The 18,115-nt window shown below is 41.9% G+C and carries 15 protein-coding genes; 4 read left to right on the forward strand and 11 right to left on the reverse strand.

The features are described 5' to 3' along the window. Positions 1 to 142 precede the first annotated feature (142 nt). Positions 143 to 1,693: a murein biosynthesis integral membrane protein MurJ gene (murJ, locus tag WAZ74_RS10685; RefSeq protein WP_422308286.1), complete on the forward strand. Its 1,551-nt coding sequence runs from the start codon at positions 143 to 145 to the stop codon at positions 1,691 to 1,693. Positions 1,694 to 1,846: 153 nt separating this feature from the next. Further along, positions 1,847 to 2,461, forward strand: coding sequence for a hypothetical protein (locus WAZ74_RS10690; RefSeq protein WP_422308287.1), 615 nt, complete (start codon positions 1,847 to 1,849; stop codon positions 2,459 to 2,461). 24 nt (positions 2,462 to 2,485) lie between these two features. On the opposite strand, the gene WAZ74_RS10695 is transcribed toward WAZ74_RS10690, so the two are convergent. Next, positions 2,486 to 3,112 carry a GNAT family N-acetyltransferase gene (locus tag WAZ74_RS10695; protein ID WP_422308288.1) on the reverse strand — a complete coding sequence of 209 codons (627 nt, stop codon included), beginning with the start codon at positions 3,110 to 3,112 and terminating at the stop codon, positions 2,486 to 2,488. 302 nt (positions 3,113 to 3,414) lie between these two features. Between WAZ74_RS10695 and ribF the strand changes: the two genes are divergently transcribed. Further along, a complete protein-coding gene (gene ribF / locus WAZ74_RS10700) occupies positions 3,415 to 4,458 on the forward strand; it encodes a riboflavin biosynthesis protein RibF (RefSeq protein WP_422308289.1) in 1,044 nt (347 codons plus the stop codon). Between the two features lie 120 nt (positions 4,459 to 4,578). Here ribF and WAZ74_RS10705 read toward each other — a convergent pair whose 3' ends face one another. The 4 genes from WAZ74_RS10705 to WAZ74_RS10720 form a co-directional block, all read right to left on the reverse strand. Beyond that, on the reverse strand, positions 4,579 to 4,818 hold the full coding sequence (locus WAZ74_RS10705) for a DUF2789 domain-containing protein (protein ID WP_422308290.1): 240 nt from the start codon (positions 4,816 to 4,818) through the stop codon (positions 4,579 to 4,581). 441 nt (positions 4,819 to 5,259) lie between these two features. Further along, positions 5,260 to 6,243, reverse strand: coding sequence for a malate dehydrogenase (locus WAZ74_RS10710; RefSeq protein WP_422308291.1), 984 nt, complete (start codon positions 6,241 to 6,243; stop codon positions 5,260 to 5,262). A gap of 399 nt (positions 6,244 to 6,642) precedes the next feature. Then, complete coding sequence (locus WAZ74_RS10715; RefSeq protein ID WP_422308292.1) at positions 6,643 to 7,341, reverse strand: ribonuclease T2; 699 nt, start codon at positions 7,339 to 7,341, stop codon at positions 6,643 to 6,645. 389 nt (positions 7,342 to 7,730) lie between these two features. Then, the gene (locus WAZ74_RS10720) at positions 7,731 to 9,965 is read right to left on the reverse strand and encodes a transglycosylase SLT domain-containing protein (RefSeq protein ID WP_422308293.1); all 2,235 of its coding nucleotides are present in this window, start codon (positions 9,963 to 9,965) and stop codon (positions 7,731 to 7,733) included. A gap of 419 nt (positions 9,966 to 10,384) precedes the next feature. On the opposite strand from WAZ74_RS10720, the gene miaB reads away from it, so the two are divergent. Continuing rightward, positions 10,385 to 11,875, forward strand: a complete 1,491-nt coding sequence (gene miaB, locus WAZ74_RS10725; protein ID WP_422308294.1) for a tRNA (N6-isopentenyl adenosine(37)-C2)-methylthiotransferase MiaB — start codon at positions 10,385 to 10,387, stop codon at positions 11,873 to 11,875. 86 nt (positions 11,876 to 11,961) lie between these two features. On the opposite strand, the gene WAZ74_RS10730 is transcribed toward miaB, so the two are convergent. From WAZ74_RS10730 to WAZ74_RS10755, 6 genes are all read right to left on the reverse strand, one after another. After that, positions 11,962 to 12,207: a hypothetical protein gene (locus WAZ74_RS10730; protein ID WP_422308295.1), complete on the reverse strand. Its 246-nt coding sequence runs from the start codon at positions 12,205 to 12,207 to the stop codon at positions 11,962 to 11,964. Positions 12,208 to 12,348: 141 nt separating this feature from the next. Beyond that, positions 12,349 to 13,563 (reverse strand): RtcB family protein, encoded by a 1,215-nt coding sequence (locus WAZ74_RS10735; RefSeq protein WP_422308296.1) that lies wholly within the window; start codon positions 13,561 to 13,563, stop codon positions 12,349 to 12,351. Positions 13,564 to 14,257: 694 nt separating this feature from the next. Beyond that, the gene (locus tag WAZ74_RS10740) at positions 14,258 to 15,010 is read right to left on the reverse strand and encodes a LysE family translocator (protein ID WP_422308297.1); all 753 of its coding nucleotides are present in this window, start codon (positions 15,008 to 15,010) and stop codon (positions 14,258 to 14,260) included. A 105-nt stretch (positions 15,011 to 15,115) separates the two neighbouring features. After that, a complete protein-coding gene (argE, locus tag WAZ74_RS10745) occupies positions 15,116 to 16,342 on the reverse strand; it encodes an acetylornithine deacetylase (RefSeq protein ID WP_422308298.1) in 1,227 nt (408 codons plus the stop codon). A 177-nt stretch (positions 16,343 to 16,519) separates the two neighbouring features. Beyond that, the gene (locus WAZ74_RS10750) at positions 16,520 to 17,002 is read right to left on the reverse strand and encodes a nucleoside deaminase (protein WP_422308299.1); all 483 of its coding nucleotides are present in this window, start codon (positions 17,000 to 17,002) and stop codon (positions 16,520 to 16,522) included. A 111-nt stretch (positions 17,003 to 17,113) separates the two neighbouring features. Then, positions 17,114 to 17,767, reverse strand: coding sequence for a UPF0149 family protein (locus tag WAZ74_RS10755; RefSeq protein ID WP_422308300.1), 654 nt, complete (start codon positions 17,765 to 17,767; stop codon positions 17,114 to 17,116). Positions 17,768 to 18,115 lie beyond the last annotated feature (348 nt).

Here is an 18,115-nt window from a genome sequence, read left to right on the forward strand (position 1 = left end):
ATATTAATCATTCTGATAATACGACTATATATTCCATATCCAATTCATTTACCCCTGCTATGAAAGTGCTATAATCCGTCAGTTTTTTGACATTAGCATATTAATAAATAAATCAGCAAACAACTTAGCAGAATAGGTTCTCATGGCAAAAAGTCGGTTATTTCGTTCAACCATGGTAGTCAGTAGCATGACCATGCTGTCGCGTATTTTAGGTCTGGTACGTGATATCGTATTACTAGGCGTCTTTGGTGCAGGTGGCTTGATGGATGCCTTTTTGGTTGCCTTTAAGATACCAAACTTCCTGCGACGTCTATTTGCTGAGGGCGCATTTAGCCAAGCATTTGTACCCGTGCTATCAGAATATAAAGAAAAATATAGCTTACGAGAAGTACAGATATTAGTCAGTCGTACCTCAGGAGCGTTATTGCTAATTTTGTCGATGCTCACTGTCGTGGTCATTTTAATGGCACCGTGGGTCGTGACTTTATTTGCCCCAGGTTTTGCCGATCAACCTGATAAGTTTGCTATTACGGCTGAATTGCTACGTTTGACCTTTCCTTATTTACTATTCATCTCAATGACCGCTTTTGCCAGTGGCATCTTACAAAGCTATGGACGTTTTGCCGCGCCTGCTTTTGCACCAGTATTGCTCAATTTATGTATGATTGGCGGCGCATTGGTGTTTGCACCCATGTTCGAGACGCCCATTATGGCGCTCGGTTATGCGGTCGCTATTGCCGGTTTATTACAACTATTACTCCAGTTACCGCAATTGTCGCAACAAAAGCTATTGGTTCTCCCTAAAATCGATTTTCAACATGAAGGCGTTAGGCGCATATTAAAGCTAATGCTGCCTGCTATTTTTGGCGTATCGGTTACTCAGATTAATCTATTATTAAACACTATCTTTGCCTCATTGATGATTGGCGGCTCAGTATCGTGGCTATATGCTGCTGAGCGTATGAGCGAGTTACCACTCGGCCTAATTGGGGTGGCGATTGGCACGGTTATTTTACCTAGCCTATCAAAAAGTGAAGCGCAAAAAGACGATATCAGCTTTAAAAAGACTATCGATTGGGCAGCACGCTTAATTATTTTAGTCGGCGTACCTGCATCGGCAGCACTGTTTATCCTATCAGATGTGCTCATGCAAGCGTTATTCTTACGTGGTGAGTTTACCTTACGCGATGCGCAAATGAGTTCGCTCGCACTGCGTAGTATGGCCGGTGGCATCTTAGGCTTTATGCTAATTAAAGTCTTTGCTCCTGCTTTCTTTGCTCGTCAAGATATCCGTACACCAGTAAAAATCGGTATTATTTCCGTGTTTGCTAATATGATTTTTAGTGTGATATTTATTGGCATATTTTACTTTTTTGAGATTCCACTGCATGGTGGTCTGGCGCTTGCGACGACCGGCGCCTCATTTGTGAATGCTGGCCTATTATATTATTTCTTACATAAACGTGATATTTTCCGCTTTGGGCCTCATTGGAAAAAGCTGTTTGCGCAGTTTGCAATTGCGACCAGTGCCATGGTCGCTGTGCTTTATGTCATGCTACCCTACTTTCCAACCGGTGATGCTCAGTGGCGACGTTTGGTTGCGCTACTCATTATGTGCACGGTCGGTGCGCTGGTTTATGGCGCTGTACTTCTGGCAACAGGCTTCCGTCCACGCCAGCTTAAACATGGTTAGAAGGCAAGTATTTTGTGATTGGATGCGCAGAGCTTTGCTAGCCTCTTCTTTACCAAACAGGCACAAGCTTCAATGAATCGCTGACTGTTAATGGTGCTAATAGTCGCCATAATTAATTAACTATCGATCCATAAATAAATTTTGAAGGGTAATATGAAATTTGATATAAAAGCCAAACACTTAATACGCTTACCTATAATACTTGCTACTGGTTTATTAAGTACGGGATTATTATTAAGTGGCTGCAGCAAAAGCGATAACGACATTAAAGACAAGGACTTAGTAGCAGTAGATACGACGGAAAGCCAACCTACCGTAAACGATGCTAATAGTATTGATGACGTTGATGGCAATACTGATAAAACTGATGCTAATAAAAAGGTTGCTACTGATACCGAAATTGTCAGTGAAGCTATTAGCCCTATCGCAGCCGCTGTTAAAGAGCCGAGTATACTGACCAATCAAACCCAAGTCGGTACGCCAGAGAATACGGTCAAGCTAGCCCTTGATACCTTATATTATGGCGATATTGAAAAAGCTGCGACTTATTATAAAGTCGATATGGAAAATTTCGCTGAAGAGTTGAAAAATACTCAGTTTGCCTTTAAGCAGACGGTTGAAGCTGTCACTATTATTGATACCAAATACAACGACGATAAAACAAAAGCTACAGTCATCGGTGAGCTTAGGTTAAAAGGACAAAATGAGCCTGCACCACTGACCTATGAGCTACAAAAAATTAATGGCGAATGGAAAATATTGGGCTAGGACGGTTGAGTATAAATAACGAATTTAACGCTTATTATTATCGTCTGCGGCATTCTCTGTAACAAGGCTTTTACCAAGCATCACCACATCAGCGATAAAGCCATTCATATCGCAAACCTGCGGCATACAGCCCCATTGCTCAAAGCCAAGTTTACGAAACAACCCTAGGCTTGGCTGATTATGAGCAAAAATAAGCGCGACAATATTATAAATTCCGAGGCTTGGCGCTTGCTCTAACATCCAGTGAGCCAATAAACTACCCAACCCTTGACCATGGTAATCCTTGTGTAGATAAATGCTAATCTCGCTGCTGATATGATAAGCCGGACGCGCATACAAATCACTAAAGCTGCCCCACGCAACTATTGGCGACAATTCTTTTCGGTTGTTGCTGTGTATACCCTTGTCTACTGCTCTAACAACATAAATAGGTCTTGTTGCACTACTGATATGTTCTGCAAACCAAGTTGCTCGCTCTTCATGAGTCACTGGTTCTAGATTGGCTGTCGCTTGCTTACCAGCAATGCTTTGATTGTAAATAACCAAAATCTCTGATAAATCTTCGTCACTTGCTCGCTGGACAATAAACTGATCAGTGAGGTTATGCTTAGATAAAATAGGTAGTATTGCATGTGAGGCCATATCAGACATAGAATTTCCGTAATTAATAACGATAGTTAATAGAGATGGCTAAAGGCTCAGTGCAGCACAAACGATAAATCATTGATGATTTTAATTGAAAGCTTTATTGTCAGGCTACTGCTCAACAACATTAACCCCTATAAATATAATGACTATTAAAGTTGCTGATGACGTTGTTTAATTATCAACAGACTATAGGATGTTAGTATGGCTATTTTACTTTATAATGGCTGATTTTAGACACATCGATTTTAAGTATAGATGTGTTTTTTTATTTTTTATCTGGTCTTATCTATCATAGCTGAAAATTTATGAACACCTATTTTCTTGAGCAATTGATTGCATCGCCAAGCGATCTGCCCGCCAATACTAGCCCAGTCGATCTAACGCCCTGTGTGCTGACTATTGGTAATTTCGATGGCGTGCATTTGGGACATCAAACGATGCTCGCTCAAGTTCGTACACTTGCACATGCGCGTAAGCTTAGCGCTGCCGTAATGATATTTGAACCACAGCCACGAGAGTTTTTTGCGCCAGCTACTGCCCCTGCGCGCTTGACCAACCTTGCCGAAAAGCAAGCCTTGTTAGCAGAATATGGTGTCGAGACCTTGATTGTCGCAAGCTTTGATACCGAATTTCGCTCATTATCAGCGCAGGCATTCGCAGATATCTTAGCGCGGCGGCTCAATGTACAAGCTTTGGTATTGGGTGATGATTTTAAATTTGGCCATGATCGTAGCGGTGATAGCCAGTTTTTGCGTGATTATGGCTTGCAGGTGACTAATCTTCATACCGTCACAGATAGCAGCGATAAAGCGGCGCGTATTAGCTCAACCCGTATTCGTGATTTACTATTGGCCGGTGATATTGGTGCTGCTAATACGTTACTTGGCCGTGAGTATGCGATAACAGGAATAGTGGTTGGCGGCGATAAAATTGGTCGTACCATGGACTTCCCTACCGCCAATATTGATCTAAAGCGCATAAAGCCTGCTTTACACGGTATTTTTGCAGTCGATGTCGTCAGCCTTGATGAGAATGGTAATGTCATAGCTAATGGTTTAACGGCGATCACTAATAGCGAACATAAAGGGGTTGCGGGTTTACGTCCGCATAGCTTGTTTGGTACGGCCAGTCTTGGCACCAGACCATCGGTGGATAAAGGACATGAGTGGCGTTTAGAAGTGCATTTTCCAGAGTTGCGAGCTGACTTATATGGTTTAACTTTACAAGTACGCTTCTTGCATTATTTGCATGGCGAACGCCATTATGAAAGCTTAGAGGCATTAAAAACCGGTATTCATCATGATGTAAAAGAATTACTTGAGTGGCGATCAGAGCAAACAACCAGCTAAAAGATATAGCAGATGAATAAAAAAGCCCGCAACCGTAAAATGTTGTGGGCTTTTTTATAGGTAAGTTTTAAAAAAACCTCATTTATGAACAACTAAGTTTTTTCTAGGCTTCTGGATATTCTAAGCTTCTGGATGTAGTCGCACGTTTAAGTCATCGATGACCTCAACCCATTCTGCATCTCTTTCCCATTCTTCTTGTAAAAAAGCTCGTTGACTGTCTGTCCAAATATTAGCTTCTATTAATTTTTCTTCTTTTGCTAATTTATTATTGTCGATAAAGCTATCAATGGCTTCGTCAGAGCTATCAAGTCCTAACTGAGCAAATAGCTCATTCATATTATATTCAGGTTCACCCAACATAAACTTCTCCTTAAATGACGCCAATTTATTTGTGCTTATTGTTTAGACTAACCACTTCATTGTAGCAAGCTTTATGATAATAGCTGTTAATCAACGTTTATCTAACGTTATCAATTGTATTAACAGTCTCGCGTTAATGGTACAGAACTTAAGGGTTATCGATAAAATTTATATGAAGAATAAGAACGTATAATCAGTCCTAAATAAAATAAATACAAATATTATAACGTGCTACTGGTATCAATTTTTCTGGCTTGCTGTGCCTACACCGACAGAGGCTGCGAATAATTCATCCCAGTAGCTCTGTATTCTTTTAAAAGTGGATCCACTATAGCGTACTTTAAAAGTATAGGCTAAACCACAAAAAAGCCCTCAAAATTTATGAGGGCTTTTATATAGTATCAGTAATAAGCAGTGCTGAAGTTTCAGCTGTTTAGCTACTTATGGTAGTAAGTGTGCTACCGCATCACGCTCTTCGTTAAGCTCTTGCTCAGTAGCTGCCATTTTCTCTTTTGAGAAAGCTGATGACACATCAACGTCAGCAACGATAGACCAGTCGCCATCTTTACAAGTACAAGGGAACGAGTAAATCAAACCTTCAGAGATGCCATACTCGCCATTAGAGTAAACACCCATAGATACCCAATCGTTATCATCAGTACCCATCACCCACGTGCGTACGTGTGCAATAGCAGCATTTGCAGCAGAGGCTGCTGATGAGGCACCACGGGCTTTAATGATTGCCGCGCCGCGCTGTTGTACTTCTGGGATATAAGTGGCTTCGTACCAGTCACGCTCAACTAAGTCTAAAGCTGGCTTACCGTTTACGGTGCAAGCAGTCAAATCAGGATACTGAGTTGATGAATGGTTGCCCCAGATAATCATTTTTTTCACGTCATTAATGGTGCTGTCAGTTTTACCAGCCAACTGCGCCATTGCGCGATTATGATCCAAACGAGTCATCGCAGTAAAGTTACGTGGGTCTAAATCTGGTGCGTTACGCTGAGCGATAACGGCGTTGGTATTAGCAGGATTACCTACGACCAATACTTTAACATCACGGCTAGCAACGTCATTCAATGCTTTACCTTGTGCTGAGAAAATTGCAGCATTGGCTTCTAGCAAATCTTTACGTTCCATACCTGGGCCACGAGGACGTGAACCTACTAGTAAAGCATAATCGATATCTTTAAAAGCAACAGTAGCATCATCAGTTTGTACGATACCTGCCAATAAAGGAAATGCACAGTCTTCTAATTCCATAACCACACCCTTTAGGGCGTCTAGTGCTGGAGCGATTTCAAGTAATTGTAAGATTACTGGCTGATCTTTACCTAGCATTTCACCAGATGCAATACGAAATAACATAGCATAGCTGATATTACCAGCGGCACCAGTTACGGCAACACGTACAGGCTGTTTCATAGAATATTCCCTAATTGATTATTAGATAATTCATGATTATCATTTTAGATATCGACGTACTAGATGAATAATAGCAGTCATAAACCGAGGGTTAGTGTAGCACTTCAGCCTATTAACCGTCTAGAGAAAGCGAGAAAGCTATTCATAACTATATTGTTACATTTTATACGAAAAAATATCGACAATTGTTATGGATAGCCATCTTGAAGAAGCGACATCGAAAAGGAAAATAGGGAAAGACAAAATAGGATTTAGAAAACGCTTTAGCATAAGTATTTTGATTGACTAGCAAAACGTTGACAAGAACTTTTGGATGACTGATGCTGCCATCTAATAACACGATTCCAATAAGCAACTATATAATTAGAATAACAAAATAATTAGAATAACAAAGGAATATTACTTACCGCCTGATATGATAAATTTACTGCCACAATTGTCTACGACATTATGACAAGTACCAAACTGACTACCTTCATAACAAACATGTACATCGGTCAATATCATCTGACGACGATTGCCGACCTGACAGATTAAATCGACACTCGCAGGAGACATACCACTATTAAGCTGGGTCATTTGTCCAATGAAACGAGATTTTAATACCGTATAGCTATTCCCCGTATTCAATTCATTAGGCAGTTTTAGTGCACCCGCATAGTTGATGATTTGCCGAAAATAACTACTGGCGCTGAGCGGACTACATGCGCCATAACGTTGCCAGGCTTGGCTACGCACCGTCGTATCAGGCATGATACGGTTAACCACTTTTAGTTGTAGCGGTGTCAGGCGTGGCTCGCTACCGCGCCCACAGCGCTCACCGTAGCCCATATCTAAGCCTGACACTGTCAAAGAATACCCTTCTAGACACTGGCGCATACGCGAACGCGTTGGTTGTAAACTACATAACGCTGGTGTCATCTCAATCATCAATACTCGCTGTCCAGTTTTGGCAGCACCAGCAGCTTGTGCAGGCAACATTATCGCGCCTTGCATCAATAGTAAAGCGGCGATACCGGTAGCAGTACTGCCTATCCTCACATGCTTTTCGCCGATCAAATACTTATTTACCTGATCTGATAGCACTGTCTTTGACATCGAGCCCACCTTGGTCTGAATAGATAACCGACGCCTAGCTTGCGACGATATGGGCAAATTGAAATATTTTTTAATCATAAGAATTTAGAACATTTAGCAATGATAAAAATTAGCTTATAAACTTAGTGATAGCCCTAAAAGCGTCTGAATTAGCAATCTAAGAATACCTGAAGTAATGCAAATGATAATTAAAACAATGGTAGCAAAATGCTTTTTTTAATATATAGCAAAAACGTAAACGTCATTTAAACTGGCACTCACCATTATATAGACTGTACCTCATGACTATATAAACGAATCGTCATTAAATAGCGACGCAAAAATAAAGATATGAAAAAAACCACTAACCGTTTTCACCGTTAATGGTTTTTAAGTAAAATCAGTCAGTATTAGAATCCAGCAGGTACGGTGCCCATACGCTGACTAATCGGCTGACCACGACCGAGTAGGCTGCTATAAATGGTGGCATTTTCCATGACGTGTTTGACGTAATTGCGCGTTTCAGGAAACGCAATCGATTCGACATATTGATCTGCTGCCAATGAGCCATAGCTTGGCTGCCAACGCTTGGCATTGTTCGGACCCGCATTATAGCCAGCCGTCGCCAATACAGGCTGCTGATTCAATTTACCAAAGATATCACCCATATACCACGTACCATAACGGATATTGGTATCGCCACTATTGGCGCGGCTAGCACTGTAGGTCTCACCCAAATTGCGAGCGATATACTTTGCGGTATCTGGCATGACTTGCATTAGTCCACTTGCACCAACATTGGAGCGCGCAGAGGGTACGAAGCGACTCTCTTGGCGCATAATGCCGTATGCCCATGCTGGATCAATACCCGCTGACTGACTGTAATTAACCACCGCACTTTGATGCGGCATCGGATGCGATATTGCCAAGCTGTTTACGCTGTCGGTATTATCAATCGCATATATCGCACGGTCGAGCCAGCCTATATCATACGCTTGACGAGCAGCCGCAATGATCAAATTAGTATCACGATTATCACGGGCTTTTTTCACCGCCCAGTTCCATTCGCGATTGGCATAGGCGCGGCTGGCATCGGCGTTGTATAGAGCAAACGCTCGAGCAAAATGTGGATTCTGTAACGCACGAGCTCGATCAGCGCTGCTGACATTTGGTAAACTACTACCACCCAAACGGCTGGCATCAAAACGTTGACCGACTTTATCTTTTGCCATCAAGCCATAATACTCATTACTTTTGGCTAAATTTTGATACATTTTCTTAGCGGTATTACGCTTGCTTCCATCGTTTGACTGCTCATACGCACGTGCCAGCCAATACTGCCATTGGTTGGTTTTTTGCGATTCAGCATCCATTCTTGAAATGGCTTCAACCACATCATCCCAACGACTAAAACGAATCGCTGCCATGGCATAATATTCTGCTTCTTCAAAGCTAAAATCATTGTCTAAGCTACTACGGAACCAGTCAACGGCCTCAGCGTTAAAGCCATCATCGGTATTGTGATTCATGCGCTGTACACCAAGGGTACGATAGGCTGCGCGGCGAGTATCATCCGTCAATAATTTAGCTGGACGCTGATTGTCTTGTTTGATATCAAAATCTAACTGTAACGCTGCCTCACGATAAGATTTTTCTGCTATACGCCCTATGGCATACAGATACAAATATTGATTGGTTTGGCTAGCAGGCTCACGGGCAAAACGGCTAAAGAATGACGATGGGCTCAGCTGAATCTCACTCAATGACGAATAAGGAATGGACGTACCTAAACGTGAGGACAGCGCCATAATATCGCCGGTCTTACCTTTACGTAGCATACGTTTCAGACGAGAGGTGCGGTCTTGATTGCTAATCAACGCGTTGTTATTCATCTCTAGCGCCAACTGATCACATAGCGCAGGCTGCTTTTTGGTCGTCAGCCACACATCAGACTTCGCTGCCATAGCGCGCATGGTATCGCCGCCATTATTAAACCCAAGCGCAACGGCGCATTTCTCACTGGCATCCGCATTGGTGATCAAGTTCGCCACTTGCCGTACTGAAGCATAATCATTTGACCCAGCTTTGGTTTCAGCAAAATCCGCAGCGAGTTTCTCTGCCATGACCGTATCTGGGTATTGGCGTACAAACTGCGATACCGCCGCTGAGCTTTGCGAATTAAGATCTAAATTCATCCGCCAATAAGTTGGATACATGGCAAATAAGCCGCCATTCATTGCTTGCTCATAATTATAAAGCGCATTGACATCGCCGCGTTCTGCCGCAATTGCCGCCGCAGTAAACGAGCCTACCCCGTTATCTGGCTGATAGCCGCTGTTTTGTTGCGAGCTGTTCTGTTGGAAAGTGTTTTGTTGCGAGTTATTTTGTGTGTAACCGTCAGGCTTATAGCTCTCAGGCTGGTAGCTTTCTACTTGATACTTGCCTTCTTGTTGGTATGTACTGGTACTACTATCACCCCATGTCAATTCTGCGCAAGCAAGTTGCGAAAACCCCAATGCCCCTACCGCTGTCGCTAAACTCAACATGCTAGTTCTGAGCGCCGTTCTTTTAAAACGTTCGGGCATATAATTTTGATGATGAGTATTCTTCTCTATGATACCAGGAGCAACCTGCGGCTTTGTCATACTGACTCTCTTTATAATATGTCTAAATAATTTATCTAAGTCATTCATTTAAATAATGTGTCTTAAATAATATGTCTAAAACGTTGTGAATCGCGATTTATTAAATAGCACTGATAGGGTGGCATTCATCATACTATACTCGTTGCACTTTCAACCATAAGCTTTACTTTTCGTTAATAAATTGGATAGCACTGCGTAACACAGAGGTGTTATCGAGCATTAATCGTTATTCGTACTTACCGATAATAGTTATAGCTAAATAATGATAGATAAGCAATTGATACTATTATAAATAATCTATAACTATTATCATGACTAGCACACGCTAACTTTTCACATTGGCACAGGGTTGTGATAAAATACGCCACCTGTTAATCGCCTACCTCGCTATATTTTTAGTCAATCATGGACTTATCCTTATGAGTGTTACTGTATTCAATCCCCGCATCGATGACGCTGTTGCCTCTGACATCACCACTATTGCGCCTGCTGTCACTGCACTCAAAGAAACAAGTTCAGCCGAAGCACTGGTAAAATCAGCCACTAAAAAAGTATTTATCACTACCCAAGGCTGTCAGATGAATGTCTATGACTCGGGCAAAATGCTCGATGTGCTTGGCGACTCACACGGCATGGAAGTAACCCATGATATTGACCAAGCCGATGTATTGCTGATGAATACCTGCTCCATTCGCGAAAAAGCCCAAGAAAAAGTCTTTTCAGAATTGGGTCGCTGGCGCAAACTAAAAGAAAAGCGTCCGGACTTAGTAATCGGTGTTGGTGGCTGCGTCGCTTCACAAGAAGGCGACAATATCCAAAAACGCGCGCCTTATGTCGATATGGTATTCGGTCCACAAACCTTGCACCGTCTGCCAGAGCTATACGACCAATCACATGAGCAACGTGAGATTGCACCTAAAAACCGTATTGGTACAGTGGATGTCTCATTTCCTAGTATCGAAAAGTTTGATTTTTTACCAGAGCCAAGAGTAGAAGGGTTTAAAGCCTTTGTCTCTATCATGGAAGGCTGCTCAAAGTATTGCTCATTTTGCGTGGTTCCTTATACGCGCGGTGAAGAGTTATCACGCCCACTTGATGATGTGTTGGCAGAAATTGACAGCTTAGCGGCGCAAGGCGTTCGTGAAATTAATCTACTTGGTCAAAACGTCAATGGCTATCGCGGCGAAAAAGACGATGGCAGTATTTGCCGATTCGCTGAGCTATTGCACTATGTCTCACATGTCGATGGTGTTGAGCGTATTCGCTACACCACTAGCCATCCGCTAGAATTCACCGATGACATCATTGACGCCTATGCACAATTACCAGAGCTAGTATCACATTTGCATCTGCCGGTTCAGAGTGGCTCAAATGCTATCTTGGCGGCGATGAAACGCAACCATACCATTGATGTTTATATCAATCAGATTAATAAACTCAAAGCCGTTCGTCCTGATATCTACTTATCAAGCGATTTTATTATTGGCTTCCCTGGTGAAACCGATGAAGATTTTCAGGCGACGTTAAATTTAGCAAAAGAGTTAAATTTCGATCATTCGTATAGCTTTATTTATTCTAAACGTCCGGGGACGCCAGCAGCAGAGTTGCCTGATGATGTGAGCTTTAAAACTAAAAAAGAGCGTTTGGCTGAATTCCAAAAAGTCATTATCGACTCAACGCTTGCCAAAACCCATGAAATGGTCGGTACGACAACTCGTGTCTTAGTTGAACAAGTCGCTAACCGCCATCCTGACTGCTTAATCGGCACAGCGGATAATACCCGCACCGTAATGTTCCCTTATGATGTTGATAAGATGGACGACATGTTAGGTAAAATTGTTAGTGTGCGTATTACCGATTTTGTTAGTCCGCATATGGTAAAGGGTGAATTGGTAGAAGTGTTGGCTTAGGTCAACTTAGCTTAATTTAAAAAAAGCCGTTCACTATTATTAATAGTGAACGGCTTTTTTGTGCGTGAATTTAAAACTAATTATCATTATTCTGATAACCAATCTCTCTGCCGCAGCTGTTGCTTAGTTTCGCGGCGGCGTTTTTTACGCACGATAGCGATGTCCTCCTTCTCATGGATACCGCCTTTTCTTAGCAGCGGATCCAGTGCCAAATAATTACGCGGTTTGACTGCGCCTAGCGTTTGCTGACTTGAGTTTTCATTTAAGTCATTACGGTGTTCCAGCTCTCGCTCAATTTGCTTAGCTTTTTTTAAGATTTCTTTTAAGCTCATATTTTATCTCAATGATTATTTTTTTAATTCATTTTTTGATACCCATTCCGAAAATTATCTTAGCGAGAAAAACGAGCGCAAATTGTACATTCAGTACATTAAGCGAGTTTGACGACGCTAAGATGATTTGCAGGTTTGGTATTATCCTTTAATACACATGACTTGCTTAAGCGTATGTACCACTTCAACTAAGTCGGTTTGGTTAGCCATCACTTCATCAATGTCCTTATACGCGCCCGGAATTTCATCAATGACGCCTTCGTCTTTACGACATTCGACACCATCGGTTTGCGCTTTTAGCTCATCAACAGTGAAAGTGCGTGCTGCTTTGCCTCGGCTCATCTGTCGCCCTGCCCCATGTGAACAAGAACAAAACGACTCATTGTTACCAAGACCACGTACGATAAAGGACTTTGCTCCCATTGAACCAGGGATAATTCCAAGCTCGCCAGCATAAGCACTAATCGCGCCTTTGCGCGTGACATAGACTTGCTCGCCAAAGTGGACTTCTTCATTGACGTAATTATGATGGCAATTAATAGCTTCTTTGGTCAGCTGAAAGCGCGGTAAGCCAACTTGTGGAGACTGCAAAGATTTGATGACTAAACGCATCATCTCGCGGCGATTCTCCAATGCATAGTCTTGCGCCCATTCAACTGCTTCAATATAGTCAGCAAAGCTGTCAGAACCCTCTGCAAAATAGGATAAATCGCGATCGGGTACATGACCAAAGCGTGATTGACGTTCTTTTTTAGCCAGATTAATAAAATACTGTCCGATGCAATTGCCAATGCCGCGACTACCCGAATGTAGCATTACCCAGACATCCTTATTCTCATCTAAGCACAGCTCGATAAAGTGGTTACCGCCGCCTAAGGTGCCAATCTGTTTCGCCCAAGTGCGCTCAAAGCCTCTAAGCATCTTAAGCAAACCCGGATGCTTATCAGTGATAGGTTTTAGCCGTTTACCTAGCGGGTCAAGAGTGGAGTTTTTGGCTTGAATTTGCTTATGCATATTGAAGCCAACCGGCACCTGCTGCTCAACTGCTAAGCGAATTGACTTTAGGCTATCTGGCAAATCACTTGCTGTAAGCGATAAACGTACGGCGTTCATACCGCAACCGATATCGACACCGACCGCTGCTGGAATAATCGCCGACTTAGTAGGAATCACACTACCTACGGTCGCGCCTTTGCCCACATGCACATCAGGCATCACTGCAATGTGCGAATGTATAAATTCTAATTGGGCTAGATTGCGAAGTTGCTGCATCGCGCTTTGTTCGACATCATTGGTGTAAATCTTGACGGGTACGCCATGTTTGCCACTTTCATTTAATATTAATTGAATGCTCATTAGTTAATGATCCGTTTATAATTTTTATGACATATTTTATTGTTATGCTGTTAATTATTTATCGTTAATTTTAGACAATACTTCTCTGTCCTAATTAAATAAGAAAATAATTTTTAATCGGTAAATTTTAGACAATATAATACCGTCGCCTTTTCAAACTCATTAATTAGAATTGAAAAAGAAGGTTATTATTTTTATGAGTTTTATAAGATTGATATTACTTTATGGCAGGCATAGAAAATAGCTGTCACGCAAAAAGGCGCAATACTATTGGCAGTGCTATAAAGATAGCATTACAGAGAAGGCAATATAACAGAGTATGGTAAAGCAGATATCTGGAGCTTAGCCCAACCTTTGCGAGGTTATCACTACTGTCATTGTGTTCACTGATTCAATCTTTAAAAACGTTTTAGTATCTAGGTGGGACATAGTAATTCCTCCGTTGGTTGTGGCTAATCATCAATGAATGACAATAGCAGATTGATTAAGATATATTGTATCAAAGCAGAATAATATTCTTGATAAATATTGAATACTGCTCGTCAATATCGAATAATAATAAACGTTTAAAATATAATGTCAATATAATTTTATATTTATTTATAGAATAGTAAATGCATTTTTATTAATTAAAATTTATTTTTAATAAGATAGTCATTGTTTATTTTGCATCTTATTAATATCAGACGTTATTTTATGAAACCATGAAACCACTAAAAACTTCGACTAGCAAAGCCGCCGCAATTAATATAAATATCACTCCGCAGCCACGATTAAGCCAAGCTAAACGCTCGCCAACATCCAACCAACCTGCTAGCTTTTTGCCGCCTAGCGTATATACGATCTGCCAAATCGTCTCACTTAAAAACAGCCCTAACGTTAGCATGATATATTGTGGCCAAAGCGGCGCACTAAAATTGATGAATTTAGGGAAGAAGGCAGCAAAAAATAAAATTGCTTTAGGATTTGATAACGATACCCACATACCCGTTCGAAACAGCATCCAATCGCTAGGTACTGCCCTAACTGCTGCACTAGAAAGTGAGCGCGGCTTAAGTTTGTCAGATTGCTGAATATTATCAACCTGATTAGAGCTTATTGCGAGTTCTGCATTCACCTCCGCACTCATTACGCTGGCATCATTCATTAAACTGTTATTAGCGGCACTATCACGCCATGACGAGACACCCAAATAAATGAGGTAAATAGCCCCCACTAATTTAATCATTGTCAGTAACCAAGGCGATTGACGACTGATGACATCCAAACCAAGCAATGTTGATAGTAACAGTATGAATAAACCAAGACTTAGACCTGCCAGCGTCCATAATGTTCGCTTGACGCCATAATTAAGACCATACTGAAATGCCAGTAGCATATTCGGACCGGGAGTCGCTGAGATAAAAAACGTACTTGCAAAAAATACCGCAAACAGATGCCAAGACATCAACTAACCCCTACTTTCTTATTTAAAATTAACTGACTACATAAAAAACAAACACCGCCATAAAGACGGTGTATTTTATACCAACTACTATCCAGACTACTGAGTTTATTTATCTGCAGTACAGCTTTCTAATAAACGCTGTAAAAAACTATCGCAGCGATCAATCTCGCTTAACTCGACATATTCATCGGCTTTGTGTGCTTGCTCAATACTGCCAGGGCCACAGATAATGGTTGGAATACCGGCATTGGTAAACTGCCCACCTTCGGTCGCATAAGCGACTTTATGACGTTGGGTGTCACCTGTTAATGCGGCTATTAACGCTTGTAGCTCGGCACTATCGTTATCCGTCATTGCCGGTACGCTTTCCTCTTGCATCAGCTCAATACCAGTTTCTGGCGCGCGTGATTGCATCTGTGCGCTTAACTCTGCAACTTTTGCTTGAATCGGCGCGAGGATATCCTGCTGCGTCATATGCGGCAGATTACGATAATCAAAGGTAAACTCACATAGATTAGGTACGATATTGGTCGCTGTACCACCTTGAATAGTGCCTACAGACAATGTGGAATACGGGACATCAAACAACGCGTCATTATCGTCTCTATAACTGATTTCTTCTGCCAAAGTATCGACATAACCAATCAAACGACTGGCATAACTGATGGCGTTCACACCCGACGCTGTCAATGACGAATGCGCAGACTTGCCATGTACGCGGCAACGGTAAACGGCAATGCCTTTATGCGCCACCACCATTGCCATATTAGTCGGCTCGCCCACGATGCAATAATCCGGTGTGATACCACGTGCTTTTAAGTCTGCTAAAATTAATGGCGCACCTAAGCAACCAACCTCTTCATCAAAGGATAAGGCCAAATGCAATGGACGACGCAACTGACCACTATTTGATAACTCTACCGCTTCTGGTAATAGCGTCAGTGCACAAGCGATAAAACCCTTCATATCGCAAGCACCGCGTCCGTATAGTTTAGTACCACGAATCGTTGCGTTAAACGGCTCTGATGTCCAGTTCTGACCATCGACTGGTACGACGTCAGTATGACCCGAGAGCACCAAACCGTTATTCACTTTGTCAGCATTTTTTCCGGCTGGTACCGTAACGAATAAATTGGCTTTGTTTTTGGCATCATTAAAGGTTAAATCTACCGTAAGACCTAATTGCTCACAATAGCTTTGCACATCTTTAATTAATGCTAAGTTTGAATGGCGACTGACCGTATCAAAGGCAATCAGCCTTGTTAGCCAGTCGATGCTGTTTTTAGGATAATTACCATCAACCACACTTTTATTATCCGTTGCTACCGTCATAAGACATCCTTAATATAGTCAGTACTAAATAAAAGAAACACAAACATTATAACGCGCTACTGGTATCAATTTTTCTTGCTTACTGTGCCTACGCAGGCATAGGCTACGAATAATCAATCCCAGTAGCACTGTATTCTTTTAAAAGTAGTTCCACTGCACTATCCAAACTAAAAGAGTTTAGCCTCTTTGAAATGCGCGTCGTTGCAGGTTTTTTATCTCTTCATCTAGTCCAGCAATCGGACCTTCGACTGGCACATTAGGCGCCACTTCTTGAATAGCCAATGTATTAATCGGTGAAGAAGACGTGACGCCCATCTCCTTCATCCACTCGCCCAATTGTTTTGATGAGCTGACATAAACAATACGACCTAGTCCTGCCCATGCATGAGCCGCAGAACACATGGCGCAATGCTCACCCGAAGTATAAACCACCGCTTGCGCACACGCATCGACAGTCATATTTTTTGCTGCCCATTGAGCGACGGCAATCTCAGGGTGATAGGTTGCATCAACACTATTGGCACGGTTGCGATCTTCGCATAATACCTGACCCTCACTATCGACCAATACGCTTCCAAATGGCTCGTCACCGGCTTCTAAAGCTTCAGTAGCGAGCTCAACGCAGCGACGCAGATGTTGCATATCATTGTCAGTTATCATCACAATTTCCTTTTTATCGCCTTACGGCAAATCATAGTCCCTATTGCACTTTACATGACATCAAACCACATCGTATAAAATATGCATCAAAGTATTTATGATAGCTCTCATTTACGATGGGTTATTTTGATTCATGGCATCAATGACTGGCGGCATCGCTTTTGGCAGCTTACCTTCTGCTTGTAACTCTTTGGTAGTTTTGGCATCGATAGCAAGACCAGCGATCAGCGCAATATCTTTGACAGGTTTACGCTGACGAGTGGCAAAACTCACTGGCACCATACGCGCAAACTCATAAATATAAAGATAAGACTCTTCACCACCCTCAAAATCTTCGTCATCTTCTAAACGAATCCCTCCAATCTTCGCCAAATCCGATAGCATCTCATTTTCTTCGCTACTTAGAGCACAATCAGTAATCCCAAAACCTGTCATAAACCCATTAGCCCACTGTTTCAGAGCCATCACGCGCTCGTATAAGTCATGTTCATCATCAGGCACAAGCGGTGTATAAGAATAAGCATCTTCTTTGTCTTTTAGCTGAAAAACCGTATCTTCTGCTTCTTCAGTCAGCAAAGTTAATGCCTCGTCAGGTAAAGAGGCAAAGCTCAACTCATCAAATACCTTCGCCCATACCTGCTCGTCAGGCGCATCACAGGCAGTCATTAGCCCCGTCATTAGACCATGTACCTCACTGATAGAGACATCAGTCCAGTCGTCAAATGCCTTTAGCCACGTATTCCAGCCAGAAATATTGTCATTCATAATAGAGGTCCTAATAGTTGATAGAATTATTATTTATAAAAAAAATAAACGCAGCACGATGTCATTGACAAGGCCGCGGCTAATATAAAAAAGCTCAAGCCCAATGTTGGTAATTACTTTGTTGGTATAGATATTATGCGGTCACCTATGGCATTATTAAACGCAGACAACAAAATTCATTTACGCTTACTTGTTAAGGATAAAAACTGACTATGTATGACCAACTTAGAATATTAGAAAAAATGATACTCGACATCAAAAAACAGTATCAGCTTGTCAGTGCTGAACTTAGCAGCCTCAAGCAACAACCGATTACCGATCCAAAAGAACTTGTCGCATTAAAAACTA

It is taken from the genome of Psychrobacter sp. (genome assembly GCF_049295055.1).
Taxonomy (GTDB): Bacteria; Pseudomonadota; Gammaproteobacteria; order Pseudomonadales; family Moraxellaceae; genus Psychrobacter.